Below are 19,792 nucleotides of genomic sequence, written 5' to 3' on the forward strand. Positions count from 1 at the left end.
TTGAAAATGCAAATAGGAAAACCCATTAAAGTTAAAATTATCAATAACACAAATTAGTACGATGTACATTAGCAAGATTATAAAATTGGGATACAAAGGTTTCTCATGTTTGATACAAACGTTAAAAACATCTCTGACACCTTTTAAATAAAGGGATTTGGAGATTTTCTCACCGCCCCTTTTGTTTAGATCACTTCCAAGTGATAAGTGCTTCATTTAAATAAATAAGTCACTAATCAATGAGCGTCGTAACCGCTCGCCAAAAAGCAATAAGCCGACATCACTGTCGGCTTTGTAAGTTCATCTTGTGACACACAAATTCGCACGCCCTTGGATGCGAGCGAATAACCTGCAACGTGTTAAAAAGCTTTCACCATTTGAGTTAAGCACTTCAATAGCACAGCTTTATCTTGTTCTTCTATGCCTTGGGTTAGCTCATTGACGAGATTTAGGTGAAGTTGGTTATGGTGAACGTGGATCTTTTGCCCTTCACCAGTCAAAGCAACCACAATTGCTCGTCGATCAGTTGGGTGCTCATGACGTTCAATCAACTCTGCTTTTACCAGCTTCTCAATTTGAACAGTGAGTGTGCCTGTTGTGATACCAAGCTTTTCAGCAAGCTCTTTCATTCGCAACGCGCCATGCATGCCCAACACTTCAATCGTATGGACCTGTGCGAGCGAGTAACCCGTTTCTTTAACAACGGATTGCTCCCACGAAGACATTTTGTCGTAGAACTCAGTCAATATTTGGTTAAGCTGTTCTATGTTTTGCATGGCCGTTTGAGTGCACTTCAAGAGTAAGATGATTTATCTTATCAAACTTGGCGAGCATTTGTTTATAATCAGAAACGGATTTGTCACTGATTGATTCAAGAGTAATCGCCGCTGAATAGTGATGCCCGCTCACCTTCCACATGTGAAAATCTGTCACAGAAGCATAAGGTGATAGCGTCTCGATCACCGAATCACGATATTCCTGATGAATGTTTTCATCCAATAAGATTGGGCTAGTCTGCTTCATGAGGTTCATGGTCCACTTGGCAATGACCAGCGCGCCGACCATCCCCATCACTGCATCTAACCAGTTCCAACCATAAAACTTACCAAACAGCAGCGCGACAATTGCGAGTAACGACGTTAACGTATCCGCTAGAACGTGCATATACGCAGCACGCAGATTGTGGTCATGATGATGCCCGTTGTGACTATGATGATGCGTATCGTCATGGCTATGGGAATGGTCATGCGAATGCCCGTGAGCGTGTCCATGATCATGGTCGTGATGGTGGTCCCCCAGCAAAAACATGCTGACAACATTCACCACAAGACCAATACAAGCCACAATAATCGCTTCATTAAATTGAATGGTTTGAGGGTTGAACAAGCGATGTATCGATTCCACCAGCATCAACAGAGCCACAATACCCAAAGCAATCGCACTGGTGTAGCCCCCTAACACACTCACTTTACCTGTACCAAAAGAGAAACGATCACTATCGGCATGTTTTCTTGCGTAACGATAAGCAAACAAAGTGATGCCAAACGCTGCTGCGTGTGTGCCCATGTGCCAACCATCTGCAAGCAATGCCATCGAACCATAAACCGTACCTGCAATGATTTCGATAAACATAGTCGTGACTGTCAGTAGCAGGACATAAAAAGTGCGCTTTTCACCTTGGCTGTTGTGTGAAGAGAAGTTGTGTTGATGGTGGGTTGAAAAGCTCAAATTGGTGTCCTTAGCTTGTGTTCAAAGTTAATGCTACTGATCAGTCAAACTACTTTGATGAACAAGTAGTTTGACTATCAAATTAATGTCATTAAATTTAGTTTGATAGTCAAACATTGTCAAGACGGTATTTCTTGTGACGTAAACGGCAGCGACAAAAAAGCCCACATGGAGTGGGCTTGGATTCTTCTATAGAAAGGTATGCGAGCTATCTTGATAAGCTAATCAACGTTTGTTTGTAGCAATGTAATCTCATCATTCACCCATCCCAAAAGTTGCTTTGTGGCTTTCGATAAGACTTGGTTCTGCCTTACGATATAACCAAGGCTGGTGCTAGAAAAGTTGATTAATGGCGTGACCTTGGACTTAAGGTGTTGCTTAGTTGAGATCGCAAACTCAGGAATGATAGCGACACCAAATCCCGCCTCCGCCCAGTCAATTTGTGCGTCGACGCTCCCTACTTCCATGACTCTGTGATTGGGTAGATTCAAACTGGGTAAACCTTCATCGATGAAGTCACGCGTTCTCGTATCATGACCCAGAAGGATCAAGGTCAGTTCAGAATCGACTTCATCATTCTGAGTATCATTATCCTTTGAATTGTCAGAATTTTGAGGATCCAAACCATCTCCTAGTGCACACCATGATAACTCTTGAAGCTTGGTAAAATAGAGCGACTCGTTATGCTGCTCTTTCGCAATCACAAAGCCAAGGTCAGCCTTAGCGTTCTTCACCAAACTCGATGCTTGAGATGAAGTGGTATTGAGCAATGTGAGGTCGATTCCCGGGTATTGCGCTTTAAATTTCTGGAAAGGACGAATCAATAAAAATCGAGAGATAATGTCACTAACCGCAATGGTTAACGTGCCAATTTTGAGGTCATTAATCGCATTGAGATCAGCCTGACATACCTGCAACTCAAGCAAGGTTCTTTGGCTGGTCTCTAAGAGCCTTTCGCCCGCTTGAGTCAGCTGAAATGGGCTTCTTTCTATCAGCTTGATGCGTGTCAGTTGTTCAAGTTGTTTTAAATGCAAGCTTACGTTTGGCTGTGTCATATGTAGAGCGTTGGCCGCCTTACCGAAATGTTTGTGTTCGGCTAACGTCACAAACGTGTTCAACAAATTGATATCAAGCATCATCTTCTCTCTTGTGTTACTTCCAATTGTTCGGCACTAAAACGCGTCACTCTCTATTTCACAGTCCCGCGGCTCCGTTATTCCCTACGGTAAGGAACGAACGTAATAAGGGATCACGCTTGTGGTTTGAGATTCCTGATACCTCGTTCCTCGGTTCTGGAATGACGCTAACAAATCGAGTGAACGTTCGGTTCATCACTTCCAAAGCAAAGAACTACAAACGCGCCACTCTCTATTTCACAGTCCCTCTGCTCCGTCACTCCCTACGGTAAGGAACGAACATAATAAGGGATCTCGCTTATGGTTTGAGATTCCTGATACCTCGTTCCTCGGTTCTGGAATGACGCTAACAAATCGAGTGAACGTTCGGTTCATCACTTCCAAAGCAAAGAACCAAAAACGCGTCACTCTCTATATTCACAATCCACCAGTTCCGCCATTCCCTACAGTGAGGAACGAACGTGATAGGGAATCTCGCTTGTGGTTTGAGATTCCTGATACCTCGTTCCTCGGTTCTGGAATGACGCTAACAAATCGAGTGAACGTTTGGTTAATCACATCCAAAACAAAGAACTACAAACGCGTGACTCTCTTTTCACAATCCACCAGTTCCGTCACTCCCTACGGTAAGGAACGAACGTAATAAGGGATCTCGCTTGTGGTGTGAGATTCCTGATACCTCGTTCCTCGGTTCTGGAATGACGCTAACAAATCGAGTGAACGTTCGGTTCATCACTTCCAAAGCAAAGAACTACAAACGCGTGACTCTCTATTCCACAATCCATCAGTTCCGTCATTCCCTACAGTGAGGAACGAACGTGATAGGGAATCTCGCTTGTGGTTAAGACTTTAGAGCCATATGGAATCCTTATCAAGATAATAAAGATAATTAATTTCTCTTATCCACGTCGCAGCACTAACATGATTTCTCAATCAGTCAGGAGATAAACTTATGCCATCTATCGTTGTTGTGGGTGCAAACTGGGGTGACGAAGGCAAAGGCCGCATCGTCGATTTTTTAGCAGCTGAAGCATCTGCGAGCATCCGTTTCCAAGGCGGAAACAATGCTGGCCATACCGTGGTTAACGACTTCGGTACATTCAAACTGCACCAACTTCCTAGTGGTATTTTTAACCCTGACTGTACCGCCGTTCTGGGCCCAGGTATGGTGATTAGCCCTGCGGCACTGAGCCAAGAGATTGCAGAAGTTAAAGCGGCAAACATTGACGTGAAACTTGCTATCTCTGATCGCGCAACACTCTGCCTACCATTACATGCACTAGAAGATACGCTTGAAGAAGAACGCTTAGGTGATGCTGCTTATGGCTCAACGCGTCAAGGTATCGCGCCAGCATACGGCGACCGTGTGATGAAAAAAGGCATCCTTGTGGGCTGGCTAAATCAACCAGAAGTTCTTGAGCAACGCATTCAATTCATGCTTGATTGGAAGATGCCTCAACTCAAGGCGCTTTACCCTAAATGTGACTTCACTCAGACTGCTTCTGAGATGACGGAGTGGCTACTTGAAGTGACTAAAGCGTGGCGTCCGTTCATTTGTAACGTGACTGAGCCTCTTAAAGCTCTCCAAGCACAAGACGCAAACCTACTGTTTGAAGCTCAGCTCGGTGCGGGTCGTGATTTGGTTTACGGCGAATACCCTTGGACAACCTCATCAAATGTAACTGCAGCATACGCAGGTATCGGTAGTGGCTTACCAGCCCTTCGCCCAGAACGTATTATTGCGGTTGCTAAAGCATTCAGTTCTTCTGTAGGTACAGGTACTCTAGTTACGGCGATGGAAGAACAAGACAGCTTCCGCGAAAGCTCAAATGAATACGGTGCTACAACCGGTCGTCCACGTGATATGGGTTACTTTGATGCCGTTGCAACGCGTAACGGCGTTGAGCTTCAAGCGGCGACAGAAATCGCTCTCACTAAGATTGATTGCCTATCTGGCTTGGCTGAACTTAAGATCTGTACGGCTTACTCAGGTGAACACACAGAGAACCCAATTTGGCCACAAACGGCTGAGCTTAAACCTGTTTACGAAGATATGGCTGGCTGGGACGAAGACATCACGGGTTGCCGCACCTTTGAAAGCCTCCCTCAAGCTGCGCAAGATTACGTAACTCGTATCGAAAAGTTGATGGGTGTACCAGTTGTAATGGTATCGGTTGGTCCTGAGCGCGATCAGATGATCATTAGAGCTTAGTTTTAGATAAGTTAAACAAGCAAAAGCCCACATTAGTGGGCTTTTTAGTATCTGCGATTTGCACCTAGAAGCGATAAGATCTACAGCTTATTTTTCTTATTGCGATACATGTTCTCGTCTGATGACTTGATCAAGTTAATGATGTTCAAACTTTGAGAATCAGAAGTTCCACACCCGTAGGAAAACCCTAATGGCACATCATCATCACCGCGAAACCCTTCAATGAACTTATGAAAATCTGCACGAATTTTTCGAACCAATTCACAAGCGTATCCGGGATCTTCTGAGTGAATAACAACAATGAACTCATCACCACCCACTCTCGCCGGTATCGTGTTGTATTTGATGTGGTTTCTTATGCACGAAGCAAAGCCAGAGATATAGTCGTCACCTTTAAAATGCCCGTAAGTATCATTGATGTACTTTAAATTATCCAAGTCAAAATAGAGACAAACGATCTCTCCATCATCAATGTTTGCTTTGTTGAACTCATGAAAGAACCCTCTTCGATTGAGCAACATCGTCATGATGTCGAAGTGGCTGTTTTTATATAAAATCCGGCTTTCTTCTTTCAAGAGGATTTCAGACCGTAGCAAGGTTGAAATGTTCTCAATCAGGCTTACTTGGCTGTCCGTGTACTGGGTCGGGCTTAAGTCGAACACAAATAAAATAGCAAACACTTCGCCGTCTATGCCACTTACGGGGATGCCACAAAAGGAATTGTAGTTGTCAGTTTCCCTCTCAGAGTTTGATTCGCCACAAGCACAACCACTCAAATAAACCGTGCGATTCTCTTTATATACATATTCACAAAAGCAACTAATTCGACTCTTATGTAACTCGCATAACTTGGTTGAAGAGCACAAAACGCTCTCAAAACCCAAACAAGTAAAATCGGAGACCGTGATGATCCCCGCATTCGATGCGTCCATGATGTCGCATATGTTGTCCAATATAGATATCCAAGTATCTACATCGATATTGTTTTCCATCCCTTCGGGAGAGAACTTATCAAAAAGCATTAATATTTCTTTAGTTTCAAACGATTAAATGTTGTTGAATATTCATTAGCGTCTGTTATAACAAAAATTCTAAGGGCTCTAAATTTAAGCAGGCTTACTGTGGCCAAGGACGACTGTAATTAGCGACACCCGGCCGCTAATCCCCTGCTTGACTCTCTATATCGCGCTAGTTAAAAAGCTAAGAGGCATTAATACACCTAGTTTGTTAATTCAACAGCGTCCTTTGAGGCCCATATTTCCGCACGTCTGTTGTTTGCTCTTCCCTCTACGGTTTCATTAGAGGCGATAGGCTTGCTTTCTCCGAATGAGCGAATGACCAAACGATGCTTGTCTACACCATCTACGATGAGCGCATCCGAAGTCGTCAACGCCCTTTGCATACCAAGAGCTTGGTTGTAGCCTTCATCACCAGTGCTGTCTGTGTGCCCATCGACCGTGACCGAACTGCCACTGGTTTGTAATTCACTAGCGAGCTGGCTCAGTGCTTTGCTGCCCATTGGTGTTAGACTGTGTTGGTCAAAACCAAAGTGGATTCGAGCCAACAATCCGTGGCGCTCTTGGCTGCTGATCCAAGTCTTACATCCGGCTTTATTGATACCTAGACTCGATTGGCTGGCTAATGCCTGTTTCAACTCGTTGCTATCGGATTGTTGCTCTATTTGTAGCGCCCCCAACCTGTGCTGCGCGACACCAACAACATCATCAACTCTCACACTGTGTTGATATTCACTGAATGCCGTGTCGCAATAAACGCTTATGCCGTCCTCCGCATTGGCGTGAAGGCTAAATTGCAATGTCGACAGGACAATGGAACCGATCATTAACTTTTTCATATTTTCCTCTAATACAACTTAGTGATGCCGCTTGTTTTTGAGCCTTTACGGATGAGTTCTTCTATCTTTTCAATCAATTCATCAAGGTTAGATACGTCGATGATGTCCTCATTTGGGTCGATAACACAGTCTTGAAAACCGCTTTGCTGAGAAGCACGGAAATCGATACCGATGACACCAATATATAAGCCAGGTATCTCCTCTCTTGCTTTGTCACACATGCCTCTGTCAACAAGCCCTTTAAGAATGCCGTTATTAGGGCTTTCTTGACCATCACTCAAAATAAGTAGCATCTTGATTTTCTTGTTGTATGCTTGCTGTTCTTCGTCATCCGAGCTATTGGGATCGCCATCCTTAAGGATTTGAGAGCCTCTTAAGATCCCTTGAAAGGCGGCGGTACCACCATCTGCCCACATAGAACTAATCGGGTTTAAATCGGACAATTTGTTCGATAATCGAATGTTTTTAAACTGCGTTGAACTTGAAGAACCATGAGCGTTAAAAAGATCCGTTCCATTCACACCATAGAAGTTGGGTCTTAAGCCCGACTTGTCCGTAAACATCGTGGCTACAGACGTCGATAAATCAACATAGTTGTATACGTCAGCAACGTGATAGTTATCTAAATAGATCACATCCTTGATGCGCTTAGCGTACTTTTGATTGTCCGATTTTGGGCTTGGGCAGTAGGACTGCCAATTCGCGCAATTAAGTACCTCATTCTGCGAATACGCACGCCAATAATCCCAATTAACATCATTGTAAGAATAAGGGGACACGTTGGGTTTATAATTGGGTTTATAACTCAACTGACTGGTCGCGTTCGCTCGACCACCTGAGACGATTTCCCTCGTTCTCACGTTAAAAGGCACAAAGCCCACTCGGTTAAGTAGCTTATCTCCGGTGGTGTCTTCCCCAGGTTCATCACACACCTCTTTCCACTCACCATCGACGTACTCTAAGTCAGTCGATGTGCACAGGATCTTGCTAGATATCTGATCGATGGCCGTTTTCAAATCATCAATTTTTTTATGACGACTTGACCCCCACCTATCATCCATCGAGCCGGAAAAGTCTGATACGAACACAATGTCGATGTTGTTATCACCAAGGTAAACGGGGTACCTTCGCGCTAGTGAGCGCCCAGCAAGATCTTGCTGCTCATCAAACGAAGGGATAAAACTGCTCGCAAACCAAGAGTCATGAGTGGTCTTTGCATTAACCGTGTATTGGATATATTCAAGAACCCCTGCCCCCTCATCTTCCGCTTGATGAAATCTCTGTGCAGAAAGATTGGTAGACTTAATGTCCCTCACGTAATTCTCGACATATTGAGTTGCTAATCCACGCGCAAGATCAGGCTGATCTTCAATAGTCACCGCTATTGCCGCAGCCTCTGCGGAATCTCTAAGTCGACTGGTCTCTTGCACGTAGCGTGTACCTTCAACTGCCCAAAAGGTCATTCCCATGATAGGAACAAGCAATAAGCCCATCCATACTGCGGCGACACCTTGCTGTCTTTGTAGACTGAGATACTGACGATTGATATGACGTTCATGATGAATTTTCATTTCATTATCTCCCAGGCATGATAGAAGAAGAGGCAATCTTAACCGTGGTACTCGTGCCATCATTAAAGAACGGCTTGAACCAAGAGCTTTCCTCTTCGCAAAGGCTAACGCGATACAAGGGGTAAACAACGCCCTTATCTACCGGCGCTAAATCCGCATGGTCAATAATTGAATCCGTCTGGCAATTTAAGCTTCTGAACTTACTGCTACTAAACTCAGCGACATTACTGTTGTTCGTTAACGACTCGATCTTGATTGCCACATTGTCTACGGGTGTATTGAGCATTCGACTTGCTACCTTCGTCATGTCTTGTAATTCTGAGTTAGTCACAGACAGGTTCTGCCCCGCCAATACATCTGCTTCAAAATAACGCGTGCGTTCTTTAATCACGTTCACCAAAGCAAAGCTGGACCTATCGAGCTTTGCGCGTGCGAGCAGTTGATGGCTTAAGTCGGCGCCAAAAAGATAAACGCCCCACAACGCGACAAGGATGAACAGCAACTCAACGGTAAAAGAGCCCTGTTGGCGATTTCCATAAAACGCTCCTGGGTTACGGCGCATCATCGTTCCACCCCTCGTGTTCTAAGTTCAAAACCATGGTGCGTGAAATATCTCTATCTGCTGCACCAGCCAATTTAATGATTGGTGTGTAGCGATAAGTCACGGTAATTTCGGCCAGATCGTAATTGAAGTTCAAACCTTGGTCCGAATGCCCTCTGTTCTCAACAAAATCGTCGTAGGTTTTGAAATACTGACCCTTTATCGAGAAGCGTGAGCCATCAATCAAAAAGCTCCATAGATTGTCGTCACCTTCAATCAAGCTTCGGAACTTGTTCTCGTATTGCTCATTGATCCCTTTACCTTCATAGATCTTGGTATTTCTGATCGTTTCTCTAAGCGAGTATTCGGTCATGTTTACAACGTAGATTTGGTAGCTCGACTCAAAGATCGCAAAGGTTGCGAAGAACAGCACCAGAGCCCCTAAAACAAACTCAATCGCTGTCACCCCTTTCTGCTTATTAAGACGCTTCATCGCTCACTCCCAGTTGAGTCAATTCAGCGGCAATCACTTGAATTTCTTGCGCCGAAAAGTCACCTTTAAGTAGCTTTTTGGCCGAATCAATCTGCTGAGTTTTCATCAATGCTATCGCCAAGTTCGCTTTTACAATCTGATTGGTTGGTTCTTCTTTCAACACTGGCGCTAATGTTTCAATCGCCTGCTGGTACTCACCGTTAGCCATCTGGATCATCGCGATGTTGTTCTTAACCACTACATCGTTATAACCACGTAAGCGTGCCAGATTCAGCTCTTGATATGCTTTCTCATACTGACCAATTTTTGTGTATGACACGCCGAGTAATACGTGAATTTGACCAGCTCTGTTGCCAGCCTCGACAGATGCGATATAAGCAGCTATCGCACTATCCGTGTCATTTTTGGCATCGAATACTTGCCCTTCTAACTGATAAAGGTCTGGGTTTTCGATGCCCTCTTTTTTCAGGTGTTGAGCGTAAAAATCTGCGGATTCGATGTCGCCTTTATAGAAGTACGCCCACGCTAGTTTCTGTTTCACCACTGGATCTTGGGAGCCTTGCTCAAGCTGAGATTTGTAATGGTTAACGAGACCGTCGTAGTTTTTGACCTTCTCCATACTTGTCACCTCGGCAAGCTGGTGGTCTTGCTCGGATGGTGTCGATTGGCACCCGGCTAACAGGCTTAGCGTTAGCAGTATCAGATACATCGTTTTTTTATTCATGCATCACGCCCCTAGATACTCAATGTCATTTGCATGATGCTCGGTGCGAGAATCAATATTACGATTGGAAACATGATGAAAAGGATCAACGGCACACTCATCTTTGCGGAGAGCTTACCTACCTTTTCTTCAACCGTGAGGATTTGAACTTTACGCATATCTTCAGCAAGGTCACTGAGTGTTTGAGCGACAGAAGTACCGTATTGCAAGTTCTGAATAATCGTCAGAACAAAGCTTCGAACGGCCGGAGTTGGAATACGCTCAGTCAAATCGTTCAATGCCTTCTCTACACCATGTATCTTGGCAGAGTCAGAGGTACGCTTAATTTGATAACAAAGGTCGGAATCAAACTCGGCCAGCTCTTTACCCAAGTACACTAAAGATGCCTCTATTGTCATGCCGGTTTGTACACATACCGACATCATGTCGAGTAAATAAGGGAGCTGTGCTGAGGTTTTGCTGATCAACATCTTGCGTCGCATTTGTAGCAAGGTATCCGGAACAACAATCACCGCAATTAGAGAGACAATCACCACCAGCAATTTGTTGGTCGATGTCATGTCTCCTAACAGAACCAAACCTGAAACAAGGCCTAACACCAACACCTTGGCTGGAAAGTAAAACTTTGCCCATTCGGTGTTGTAATAACCTGCTTCTATTAATTTCTGTTCAAGTTCATGTCTATGCTCCTTACCAAATCGAACAAAGAAGCGGTTCATGCGCGAAGGTGGTTTAATGGCATCCCCCCCAATATACGCAGCAACCTTCTTTTGCCTTTGATCGGTACGCACCGACTCAATAATCAAAAAGAGCAGCGAAAAAAACAGAACGATAAGCGAAGCTAGTATCATCATGCTCGTACACCTCTTACTAATAGCCAAACGATGAACAAGCCGAAAAGCTCACTGCCAAGTACGTAAAACAACACCACACGACCTGATTCGTCATACAGGACATAATTGACATTGTCGGGGTTTACATAATTCAGAATGATCATAAAAACCAAAGGTATAGCGGCAACAATCTTGGCGGAGATCCTCGCTTCCGAAGTCATCGCCATCTTCTTTTTTTCTAACGTTCTGGAATCCACTAGTACACGAATCAATCGAGCTAACACACCTTTGAGCTGCCCGCCGCGCGCAATATTGGCTCTAAGCGTCACGGTGAAGAACAAAAATTCTGGATACGGGTAGTTTTTGCACGATCGCTTAAGCACCACTTCTGGCGATTCACCTAATTTCAATCGGTCGCCCATCAGCTTAAATTCACGCCCGATAGGGTTGTCCATCACTTCACCAACATAACTAATGGCTTGCATCAAACTGTCACCCGCCGTCACCGCACTCATCAGAATGTTCAACGCATCTGGGAATGTATTCTCGAAATCTCGACGCCTTCTGGTCACCAAGAAGCGGTAACCGAAAAAGGAAAAAATCGAAGCCAACACAGGTACCCACCAGGAGTTTGTCATCGAAAGCAAGTCAATCACGATGTACCACGAGGCAATTAAACTGCCCGTAATGTATAACGCGATGTACAAGGTAGAACGCGGCCCCAACACCATCAAGGTTGGTGAAATGGACTCTTTGAACGTGTGCCAACTCTGTTTACGAACCAATGATTTCACGTTAATAGCGTTAAAGTTTTCAGCTTCCGCTTCTTCAATATTGAAGAATTGATTGACCTTTTTTACCTTTGAGTCCCGAATCAAAAGCAGTACAAAAGCGAATAGGATCAACGAAATCCACAACATGTCATGCCCCCTTAAAGGATGCGATAAGCTCTTCATAGAGCCCAAAGAATTGCGCTTTTTTCACAAGCTCAGATCGCTGCATAATGCCGTTGGTGACAAACTCCCCTTTCACGTTTTCACCGAAATGAGCATCGTCGTAACGGAAGCGATAGATCTCTTCCATCACCACGCTATCGCCCTCAAGCCCGACGATTTCTGAGATGCTGGTAATTTTACGGGACCCATCACGCAGCCTATTAACTTGAACAATCATCTGCACGGCACTGACGATCGTTCTACGAATCGCATCTAGAGGCTGATTCAAGTTCGCCATCATCACCATAGACTCAACACGGGCAATCGCATCTCTTGGAGTGTTCGCGTGGAGCGTAGACATAGAGCCATCGTGTCCGGTGTTCATTGCTTGCAACATTTCAAATGCTTCAGAGCCACGACACTCACCAAGGATGATTCGATCAGGACGCATACGCAGTGCGTTAATCACCAAGTCTCGCTGGGTGACCGCTCCGGTTTGTTCAACACTGGAGGTTCGCGTTTCAAGTCGAACCAAGTTGGGTTGTTGTAGACGTAATTCAGCGGCATCTTCAATCGTGACGATACGTTCGTCTTCCGCAATGTATTGAGAGAGCGCGTTGAGTAGCGTCGTTTTACCTGAACCCGTACCGCCAGAGATCAAAACATTGATACGGCAGCGAGAAGCAATCATCAGAACTCTCGCCATGTCTGGAGACATCGAACCGAAGCCGATCAGGTCTTCAAATCCGATGTTCTGCTCTCTGAACTTACGAATGGAGATTGAGGTACCGTCTAATGCAATCGGTGGGATCACAATGTTCACACGGCTGCCATCTTCTAGCCTTGCATCGACCGTAGGAGAGAGCTCATCGACACGTCGTCCAACACGCGAGGCAATACGCTTAGCAATCGCCAATAGCTGCTCTTCATTCACAAACGAGACTTCAGATTTTTTGACCTTGCCATGTCGTTCGAAAAAGATGTTATTTGGCCCGTTCACCATAATATCGGAGATAGACTGATCTTCGACCAAAGGCTGAAGTGGACCAAGACCAAACAGCTCATCGATTAAACTTTTCACCAAACCAGACTTCATCATCGATGTGATGGGTCTTTGGTAACTGTTTGCCAGCAAATCAACCGCGGCTTGGATCTGTGATTCTAGGTCTTTGCGGCTCATTTTCTGAACCGCTTCTGCATCTAATGCCTCAAAGATTTGACCACGAAAAGCAAGATATAAGTCTTTGTTTGAACTCATTTAACACGCACCTTCTTTAACCAAGAATTCATCGCTTTTTGGTCAATCGGCTGTCCATTAATCAGCTTGACCAACTGTTCCATAGAACGACTCACATGACGGTCGTGTTTATGGGCTCGCTTTCCATCGATAATGATGTGCGCCAACGACTTACAATAGTCGACCTCTAGATCAACATTTGCTCCGAGATACTTCGCTAGATCGGGTTTCTGCAACACATAAGCGCCTTGCGGGCGATGGTAGTTGGCAACCATAATGACGCGCGTACGCGATGATAACGTGAGCTGTAAGCTCGCTATCTTTTCAAACAGTCGCTTCGCACTTCTCACTGATGACACCGACGCGTCGAACACCAACACGACCACATCAAAGTTTTCTACCAAGAGTTGTGGTTCAACTTTGAAGTCCACCGCGCCAGAGAAGTCTTCGATGATGAAGTTAGTGTTTCTTGCCAACAACTCACACAAGGTTTGGTTGTAATTAAGCACGTCGTTTTGGCTCATGTCACCGTCAATGGCGAGCAAACGCAGGTTCTTACGAGCGTTAGTGACGTAACTCAATGCCCCCTCTTCATCCATTTCATGCAGTGGCGCGGTAAACTCATCAATGGTTCGTGGCTTAAAGTCTTTTAAACCCAGCAAAACATCAATGTTGGTGTCAGCATATTGATGATCGACAAGAATGGTGTCTGAGCCTTGTGTCGACAACAGTGACCCGAGCTCAGTAGAGATAAACGACGTGCCCACGCCGCCTTTTGCGCCAACGATTGCAACACGCTTTGCTTTACGTTTCTGACTGACACCAGAGAAGGTTTTTAGGTTCTTACTTACGTGCGTTAAGAAGTCTGCGAACTCCTGCTTATTCACAGGCCAGAACACATAATAGAACCCCATGTCTTTGAGAGAACGAAGCGTTGAAATGGCATCTTCTTTGCCAATCACGACCACGCCTTTATGAGTCGGCAGTTTGCTGGCAAAAGCTTTCGCATCTTCCACCACATTACTCGACTCATTAAGCTCTAGAACCACGATATGACTACTTTGTTGCTCGGTGATTTTGGTGATGCCCGCTGTCGCTTTCACACACGCAGGATCATTCCAACCTTCAAAGCGAAACACTTCCTGAACCAGGTTTAAACACTCTTGTGATTGGTAAAACAACGTACACCCAGCGACACCTGTCGAGGTTGCCTGAACTGGCTTGGCCTTCGTTGTTAATGCTTTCGTTAGATCAAACATTATTGTTCTCCTACCAATCTCGACTTGTACGCGACTTGCTTCAATCTCATCGATTCAACAAAACAATCGGACTGCCTTGCACGAACATGAATCTGTGCTGGTGTACATTCTTGGCTATTCAATCCCGTTAACGTCACTTGGATATTTAGATCAGTTGGTAATAACTGGGCATGTCGATAAACCACTCTCTGTGGGGCGATGATGTGTGATGGGTACTGTTCAAAGATCCCCTGTAACATCTTCTTGTTAACGGCCGACTTATAATCCACCAAGTAGGTCGCTTCTTTATCCATCGACTCAATCTTGTGTATTAAAACGTCGAGTTGCTTGGTGGTTTCTGCACGGTTTTTAATCTCGAACTTAAAGCTGTGATGCTCTTTGTATACCAGAGCTTCAGAACCATGACCGACAAAATATTGTTCAGAAGCACAGCCGAATAGTGAAATCGCGAACAACGCCATCAATCCTAGTTTCTTCATTGGATAAATCCTCCTTGCGACAGCAGACGAATCGTTGCATCAGAAGACGTCACCTCTTTACCATCCCATTTGATGTTCAGCCAACGTGCCAATGTCGATGTTTTCTTGATATATGGCAGTTGAACATCTTTCGGCTTCATCGGCTCCACTAGGTTTACGGTGGCTACGATGATCAATTCGGTGCGTTTTCTTTCAGTGGTTGCTTTTCTAAATGCGGCACCAAGAACTGGAATATCGCCCACAAAAGGTATCTTCTGCATTTTTTCCAAGTCAGCACTGCTCATCAAACCACCGAGAACAAAGCTATCTCCATCGGCCAGCTCCACGGTTGTCATGGCACGTCGAGAGGCCAATTGCGGTACTTTTATACCGGCGGCTTCTACGTAACCCTCAACCTCACTCACTTCCGGTGCTAGTTGCATACGGATTTTGTCTTGGCTCAACACTTTGGCCGTCAGGTCCAGCTTGATACCGAACTCTTTAAATGAAATGTTTACGTTACTGCTTGTAGAGACGATAACGGGCACTTCACCGCCAACGAGAAAGCTTGCAGACTCGCCAGACAAGACCGTCAAGTTTGGCTCTGCGAGAACCTCTGCGATTTGGTCGTTACCTAACGCCGTGATTAAGGTACTGAGGTTAGCCGCATCAAATTGGTCGAAAACAAACTCACCCACGCTTGAGCCAACGGTGCTCCAATCAACACCAACGGTTTGCCCAAACGATTCGGTTACTTGAGCGACCGATATCTTGACATTCACCTGCTGAGTCGTCGCGACTTCAATCCGTTCAATGATCCCTTCCCACGTCATATTGCGGGCAAACACCATGCTTTCCGGTTCTTCATAGTCTGAACTATCAGATTTAAACTCTAGCTTTTGCGTTTTGTCCCATTTCTCCGTTTTTTCTCGACCTAGCAGCGTCGCGACCAAGCGGTAGATGTCGTCACGCGTTGCTTCTGAGTCAACAACGCCACTCACTGCGACTTGCTCTCCCACTGACTGCACCTTGACCTTGGCATCAGGGAAATGGAATTTGAGTTGTCGCCTGATGTCCGTTAAGTTCAGGTCAACAATAATACGGTCAGATAGCAGTACATCGTCATCAACGCCGTAGACAATCAAACGCGATTGACCCACGCTATTGGCAAATACTACAAGGGTATTGTCATTGATTATCTTGTAGTCAACGATACTTGGGTTGTTAATGAACACTTGACCGATTGGGCTTTTAAATTGGATGTGCTGACCATCATTGAGCGTGATAGAACGATCAGCAGCAAAAGTGTTTGTTGTAGAAAGTAAGCCAACAAGCGTTACTAGAATAGAACCAAACAGTGCTCGTTTAACTCGATGGGTAATTATCATCACAAAGCCTCTCTTGGGTTGTTCTCGTTACCACGTAACTCAACAATGCCTGTATAGTTATCGATGATATTGCGTACCTCGGCGAACTCCGGCTGCAAATAGTGTTGACTGCGATAGATTTCGATATGCATGGTTCGTTGCGCAAGCGCGAGTTTTGGTAGTTCATCCGGGCTCACTTCAATAACAACGGTTGTCAGTCCATCTTCTTTACTCGGAGAGCGAGCGGTAATAGAACTGTCACCCGTGTCATCATTTCCGATATTGAGTACCTTGACGTGTTTCAAAAACATCGACGCCTTTACTCCCCTAAAACGCTTTGGCTTATCGATGTTGCCAGCCAAATTGGCGTTAGGTGAGCTCACCGTAAGTACATCGATAAACGAACCCGGTCGGATGTAATCATTAATCAGATTTTTATCGCTGACCTTGAGTGGGTATAACGTCATACCTTCTGTAACTAGAAGGTCAATGTAGCCAGGCTTGCCCGGGCTCACTTGATATTCAGGCAATACAACATCGCCTGCTTTAAGATTTCGATTTAATAGAATGGAAGGTGAAAAGCTGATCTGAGCATCTTCTCTAACACCAAGCGTCAATGCTTCACTGAGAGGCAATTGCTGTTTAACGACACCTTGTGCATTGATTGCATGCCCTTTTTCAAAGCTTTCGGTGCTAATCCAAACCCCAACATGCTTTTCGCTTTTTTCAGCGACCACTTCATCAGTTGTTGTTGGTTTAGGTTCACTTTTGAACAGATCGATAACGCCTAGTGCGCCGATGATTAAGGCAGCAATGGCGACAAGTAATACCAGTCGTGATCTCATAATGTGCTCATATTTTGAGGATTATATATATGGCGTAGATTGAGTTAAAATTGCTAAGTAAAAGCCGATGCTAATAGCGATCCCATATGGAATACCCTCTTGAAAACCAACTTTATTTCTTATTAATTTTTTACTCACTAGATAAGAGATAGCTAAAATACCACCAGAAAAAGCCGTCAGAATAAACGCCAATAATAAGTCATTAACAGGGATGGTAAGCGACAAAATAACGACGTATTTAATATCACCCGCCCCAATCCAAATCAGTTTATAAAGAATAAGTCCGATACCTAACATCAGTAAAAAACTCATAATTTGAATATCTAGCGGAGATAAAAAACACTGCAAGAAGAGTAATAGGCACAAGGCGTAATTTTGTATCTTACGATAGAGAAAATCAGTGGCCGACACGTATAAACTCAATACTGCCAAAGTCACTAAATACAATTCATGACTAAAAATAGGGAATACCGCCTAAACTTGGTGAGAATTAATCTTATTTAACATCATAAATTAACTAAGCCAGACCGATGCAAAACATAGGTCTGGCACAAATATCTTTCGATATCATCTACACTAGCCAATAAGGCTTAATGTTAGCTGCTCGCAGTATCAATAGCGGTAGCAACTTGCTCGAATGCACCTTCAAGCTTGCCAATGAAACCGTCTGCACCCACTGCTGTCGTTACTAATACAGCCATTGCCACAGCAATTAGACCATATTCAATCGCAGTTACGCCGCGCTCATCGTTCTTGAATTGAGATAAAAACATGGTTGTTTTCACGTATAGCTTAGTAATCATTATTTATTCCTATAAGGGCTGTTGAAAATTCGTCGCCATTATAATTAGCAGGTCAAAGGTAAGGAAAATAACCCCTATCGACTTTATCAATAAGCAGAACAAAAAATGATCAAAATAAAATACTCTACTACACCAACTATGAAAACAAATCCATATGTAACAACAAGTTACATATGAAATCAGTTCCAAAGATCAATATTTAATTTATTTTATAAACTTGAAAAAGTAAGACTCAGCTCAATATTTTTAGTTATATCGCTCTTATATAACCTTTAGATATAAACAACTTAATAATTTATCAGGCATTATTATTCATTATAAAAATTGTTGAAATACGAAGATCATCACGCTATTGTTCTTCGAATCAGAAAACCATAAAAATTATAATTTCTTTGTGTCAAAAGGTTAGTGGAATCATGAAACTACATTTCGAAAATATTGTTTCGTTCATAGCAGTAGTTGAAGAAGGTTCATTTAGCTCTGCTGCTCGCAAACTTGGAAAATCACAATCGACAGTTAGTACGGCTGTACAAAATCTAGAGTCAGATTTAGGTTTCAATGTATTTAATAGAGAACACTCTAAAGTTTGGTTAACAGAAAAAGGAGAACGCCTCTTCCAATTATCTTTACCTGTGGTGTCGAAATATCGGGACTTGGTGACCGTTGCTCAACAAATGAATATTTCAGACCAAATCGTTTACCGAGTAGGTATCGATCCATTGGTGTTTGATAAAAATGTAAAGAGGACATTACTGGCATTTTCAGAAGCATTCCCAAACGTGGACTTATTGGTCGTCACCAAACCCAGTTTCGTTTTAGGTAACTATATCAATGAAGGTAAGATAGATTTAGCGCTAGGTAACCCCTACCACAAGACAAGTTATGACTTCAACGTAGAGGAGTTATTTCACGTTAACTGCTGGTGGGTGGCTCATAAAGATTTGGACCCTATAAAGTCTCACGCTCCATCTCAGCGAGTGCTATTAATGGATGGGTGTGAAGAACTGCTTAACTTATCGACTATTGCAGCATATAACCTTTGGCGGCTGGATGATTTAGATACCATCATCGATTTATGTAAGGCTCAAAAAGGCATTGCTTTTTTACCCAGTTTTTTAATCGATAGTCATGTAAAAGATGACAAACTTAAGGTTATTACCGACCACCCTGATTTTTTTGGTAAACGAGTTATTGCTTCCCTTTTCTGGCAAATACATTCTGACTTTAGCTTGTTTAACCAATGGATCAAAAAAGAGCTCAAGTCCAGCACTCACTACCAACAAACATTTATTGCGGATTTAGCTCAATAACGCTCTCTTTAATACTGATAGTCATATCTGGTGAGTAGAGCGCCCTTGGCGAAATACTTAACATTCGCATAGTTCTTGATATAGAACCGAAATAAACCATAGAAAATAAATATAAATTGAAATCCCACATTTTTTTATTGTATAGCTCATTACGTATAAACTAACTTTGTTTATTATCTTTCATTGCTTCGGCTTGATCGATATAAACGGCTTAATCACGTTTAATAATCTCCAATGTTTATAAGTAATTTTTTGGGTATTAAAACGTGGATAGCGTTAGATAACACGTATTCAACACGTAGGTAATGAGCTCACTATGGCTTATTTATGCGAGAAGTTAGCAGGTTAAAACTAAGTTGAGGCGCTTAGCGATGCTAAACCACAGAGAAGCGTTCTCGCCACGTTCTCGCCACGTTGACGCCCGCTGGCACTTGAGGGTGTGACTTACAGACTTGAAGCAACAGATGTGGCATTAAAGCAAATCT

Annotated in this window: 20 protein-coding genes; 2 read left to right on the forward strand and 18 right to left on the reverse strand. The window is 43.8% G+C overall.

Annotated elements, in window-relative coordinates; genetic code table 11:
* Positions 1-359: 359 nt before the first annotated feature.
* The 3 genes from F0232_RS10645 to F0232_RS10655 all read right to left on the reverse strand — a co-directional run bounded on the left by F0232_RS10645 (position 360) and on the right by F0232_RS10655 (position 2,867).
* Positions 360-776 (reverse strand): MarR family winged helix-turn-helix transcriptional regulator, encoded by a 417-nt coding sequence (locus tag F0232_RS10645; RefSeq protein WP_061031436.1) that lies wholly within the window; start codon positions 774-776, stop codon positions 360-362.
* The gene (gene dmeF / locus F0232_RS10650) at positions 754-1,728 is read right to left on the reverse strand and encodes a CDF family Co(II)/Ni(II) efflux transporter DmeF (protein WP_105057048.1); all 975 of its coding nucleotides are present in this window, start codon (positions 1,726-1,728) and stop codon (positions 754-756) included. Before dmeF ends, F0232_RS10645 begins: the two co-directional genes overlap by 23 nt.
* A 221-nt stretch (positions 1,729-1,949) precedes the next feature.
* Positions 1,950-2,867: a LysR family transcriptional regulator gene (locus F0232_RS10655; protein ID WP_105057047.1), complete on the reverse strand. Its 918-nt coding sequence runs from the start codon at positions 2,865-2,867 to the stop codon at positions 1,950-1,952.
* Positions 2,868-3,816: 949 nt separating this feature from the next.
* Between F0232_RS10655 and F0232_RS10660 the strand changes: the two genes are divergently transcribed.
* Positions 3,817-5,076, forward strand: coding sequence for an adenylosuccinate synthase (locus F0232_RS10660; protein ID WP_105057045.1), 1,260 nt, complete (start codon positions 3,817-3,819; stop codon positions 5,074-5,076).
* A gap of 80 nt (positions 5,077-5,156) precedes the next feature.
* On the opposite strand, the gene F0232_RS10665 is transcribed toward F0232_RS10660, so the two are convergent.
* The 15 genes from F0232_RS10665 to F0232_RS10735 form a co-directional block, all read right to left on the reverse strand.
* Positions 5,157-6,098 carry a sensor domain-containing diguanylate cyclase gene (locus F0232_RS10665; protein WP_105057044.1) on the reverse strand — a complete coding sequence of 314 codons (942 nt, stop codon included), beginning with the start codon at positions 6,096-6,098 and terminating at the stop codon, positions 5,157-5,159.
* A gap of 197 nt (positions 6,099-6,295) precedes the next feature.
* Positions 6,296-6,931 (reverse strand): OmpA family protein, encoded by a 636-nt coding sequence (locus tag F0232_RS10670; RefSeq protein WP_105057043.1) that lies wholly within the window; start codon positions 6,929-6,931, stop codon positions 6,296-6,298.
* Between the two features lie 8 nt (positions 6,932-6,939).
* Positions 6,940-8,502 (reverse strand): TadE/TadG family type IV pilus assembly protein, encoded by a 1,563-nt coding sequence (locus F0232_RS10675; protein WP_105057042.1) that lies wholly within the window; start codon positions 8,500-8,502, stop codon positions 6,940-6,942.
* 4 nt (positions 8,503-8,506) lie between these two features.
* Complete coding sequence (tadF, locus tag F0232_RS10680; RefSeq protein WP_105057041.1) at positions 8,507-9,064, reverse strand: tight adherence pilus pseudopilin TadF; 558 nt, start codon at positions 9,062-9,064, stop codon at positions 8,507-8,509.
* Positions 9,054-9,536 (reverse strand): TadE/TadG family type IV pilus assembly protein, encoded by a 483-nt coding sequence (locus F0232_RS10685; RefSeq protein WP_105057040.1) that lies wholly within the window; start codon positions 9,534-9,536, stop codon positions 9,054-9,056. The genes tadF and F0232_RS10685 overlap by 11 nt, the downstream gene beginning before the upstream one ends.
* Positions 9,523-10,260 (reverse strand): lipopolysaccharide assembly protein LapB, encoded by a 738-nt coding sequence (locus tag F0232_RS10690; RefSeq protein ID WP_105057039.1) that lies wholly within the window; start codon positions 10,258-10,260, stop codon positions 9,523-9,525. The genes F0232_RS10685 and F0232_RS10690 overlap by 14 nt, the downstream gene beginning before the upstream one ends.
* 11 nt (positions 10,261-10,271) lie before the next feature.
* Positions 10,272-11,114 (reverse strand): type II secretion system F family protein, encoded by an 843-nt coding sequence (locus F0232_RS10695; RefSeq protein ID WP_105057038.1) that lies wholly within the window; start codon positions 11,112-11,114, stop codon positions 10,272-10,274.
* The gene (locus tag F0232_RS10700; RefSeq protein ID WP_105057037.1) at positions 11,111-12,013 is read right to left on the reverse strand and encodes a type II secretion system F family protein; all 903 of its coding nucleotides are present in this window, start codon (positions 12,011-12,013) and stop codon (positions 11,111-11,113) included. Before F0232_RS10700 ends, F0232_RS10695 begins: the two co-directional genes overlap by 4 nt.
* A gap of 1 nt (position 12,014) precedes the next feature.
* Positions 12,015-13,286, reverse strand: a complete 1,272-nt coding sequence (locus F0232_RS10705; protein ID WP_105057036.1) for a CpaF family protein — start codon at positions 13,284-13,286, stop codon at positions 12,015-12,017.
* Entirely contained in the window at positions 13,283-14,524 is a 1,242-nt protein-coding gene (locus F0232_RS10710) for a chromosome partitioning protein ParA (protein ID WP_105057035.1), read from the reverse strand. The genes F0232_RS10705 and F0232_RS10710 overlap by 4 nt, the downstream gene beginning before the upstream one ends.
* Positions 14,524-15,003, reverse strand: coding sequence for a hypothetical protein (locus F0232_RS10715; protein ID WP_105057034.1), 480 nt, complete (start codon positions 15,001-15,003; stop codon positions 14,524-14,526). Before F0232_RS10715 ends, F0232_RS10710 begins: the two co-directional genes overlap by 1 nt.
* Positions 15,000-16,370, reverse strand: coding sequence for a type II and III secretion system protein family protein (locus tag F0232_RS10720; RefSeq protein WP_105057033.1), 1,371 nt, complete (start codon positions 16,368-16,370; stop codon positions 15,000-15,002). The genes F0232_RS10715 and F0232_RS10720 overlap by 4 nt, the downstream gene beginning before the upstream one ends.
* Positions 16,370-17,194, reverse strand: coding sequence for a Flp pilus assembly protein CpaB (locus tag F0232_RS10725; protein ID WP_008217605.1), 825 nt, complete (start codon positions 17,192-17,194; stop codon positions 16,370-16,372). The genes F0232_RS10720 and F0232_RS10725 overlap by 1 nt, the downstream gene beginning before the upstream one ends.
* A gap of 21 nt (positions 17,195-17,215) precedes the next feature.
* The gene (locus F0232_RS10730) at positions 17,216-17,641 is read right to left on the reverse strand and encodes a prepilin peptidase (RefSeq protein WP_032498247.1); all 426 of its coding nucleotides are present in this window, start codon (positions 17,639-17,641) and stop codon (positions 17,216-17,218) included.
* A gap of 149 nt (positions 17,642-17,790) precedes the next feature.
* Complete coding sequence (locus tag F0232_RS10735) at positions 17,791-17,997, reverse strand: Flp family type IVb pilin (RefSeq protein WP_061031451.1); 207 nt, start codon at positions 17,995-17,997, stop codon at positions 17,791-17,793.
* 416 nt (positions 17,998-18,413) lie between these two features.
* Here F0232_RS10735 and F0232_RS10740 point away from each other — a divergent pair, with 416 nt between their 5' ends.
* Entirely contained in the window at positions 18,414-19,307 is an 894-nt protein-coding gene (locus F0232_RS10740) for a LysR family transcriptional regulator (protein ID WP_105057032.1), read from the forward strand.
* The last annotated feature ends 485 nt before the right edge of the window (positions 19,308-19,792 follow it).

The sequence above is a fragment of the Vibrio sp. T3Y01 genome (assembly GCF_013114525.1).
GTDB lineage: Bacteria > Pseudomonadota > Gammaproteobacteria > Enterobacterales > Vibrionaceae > Vibrio > Vibrio chagasii_B.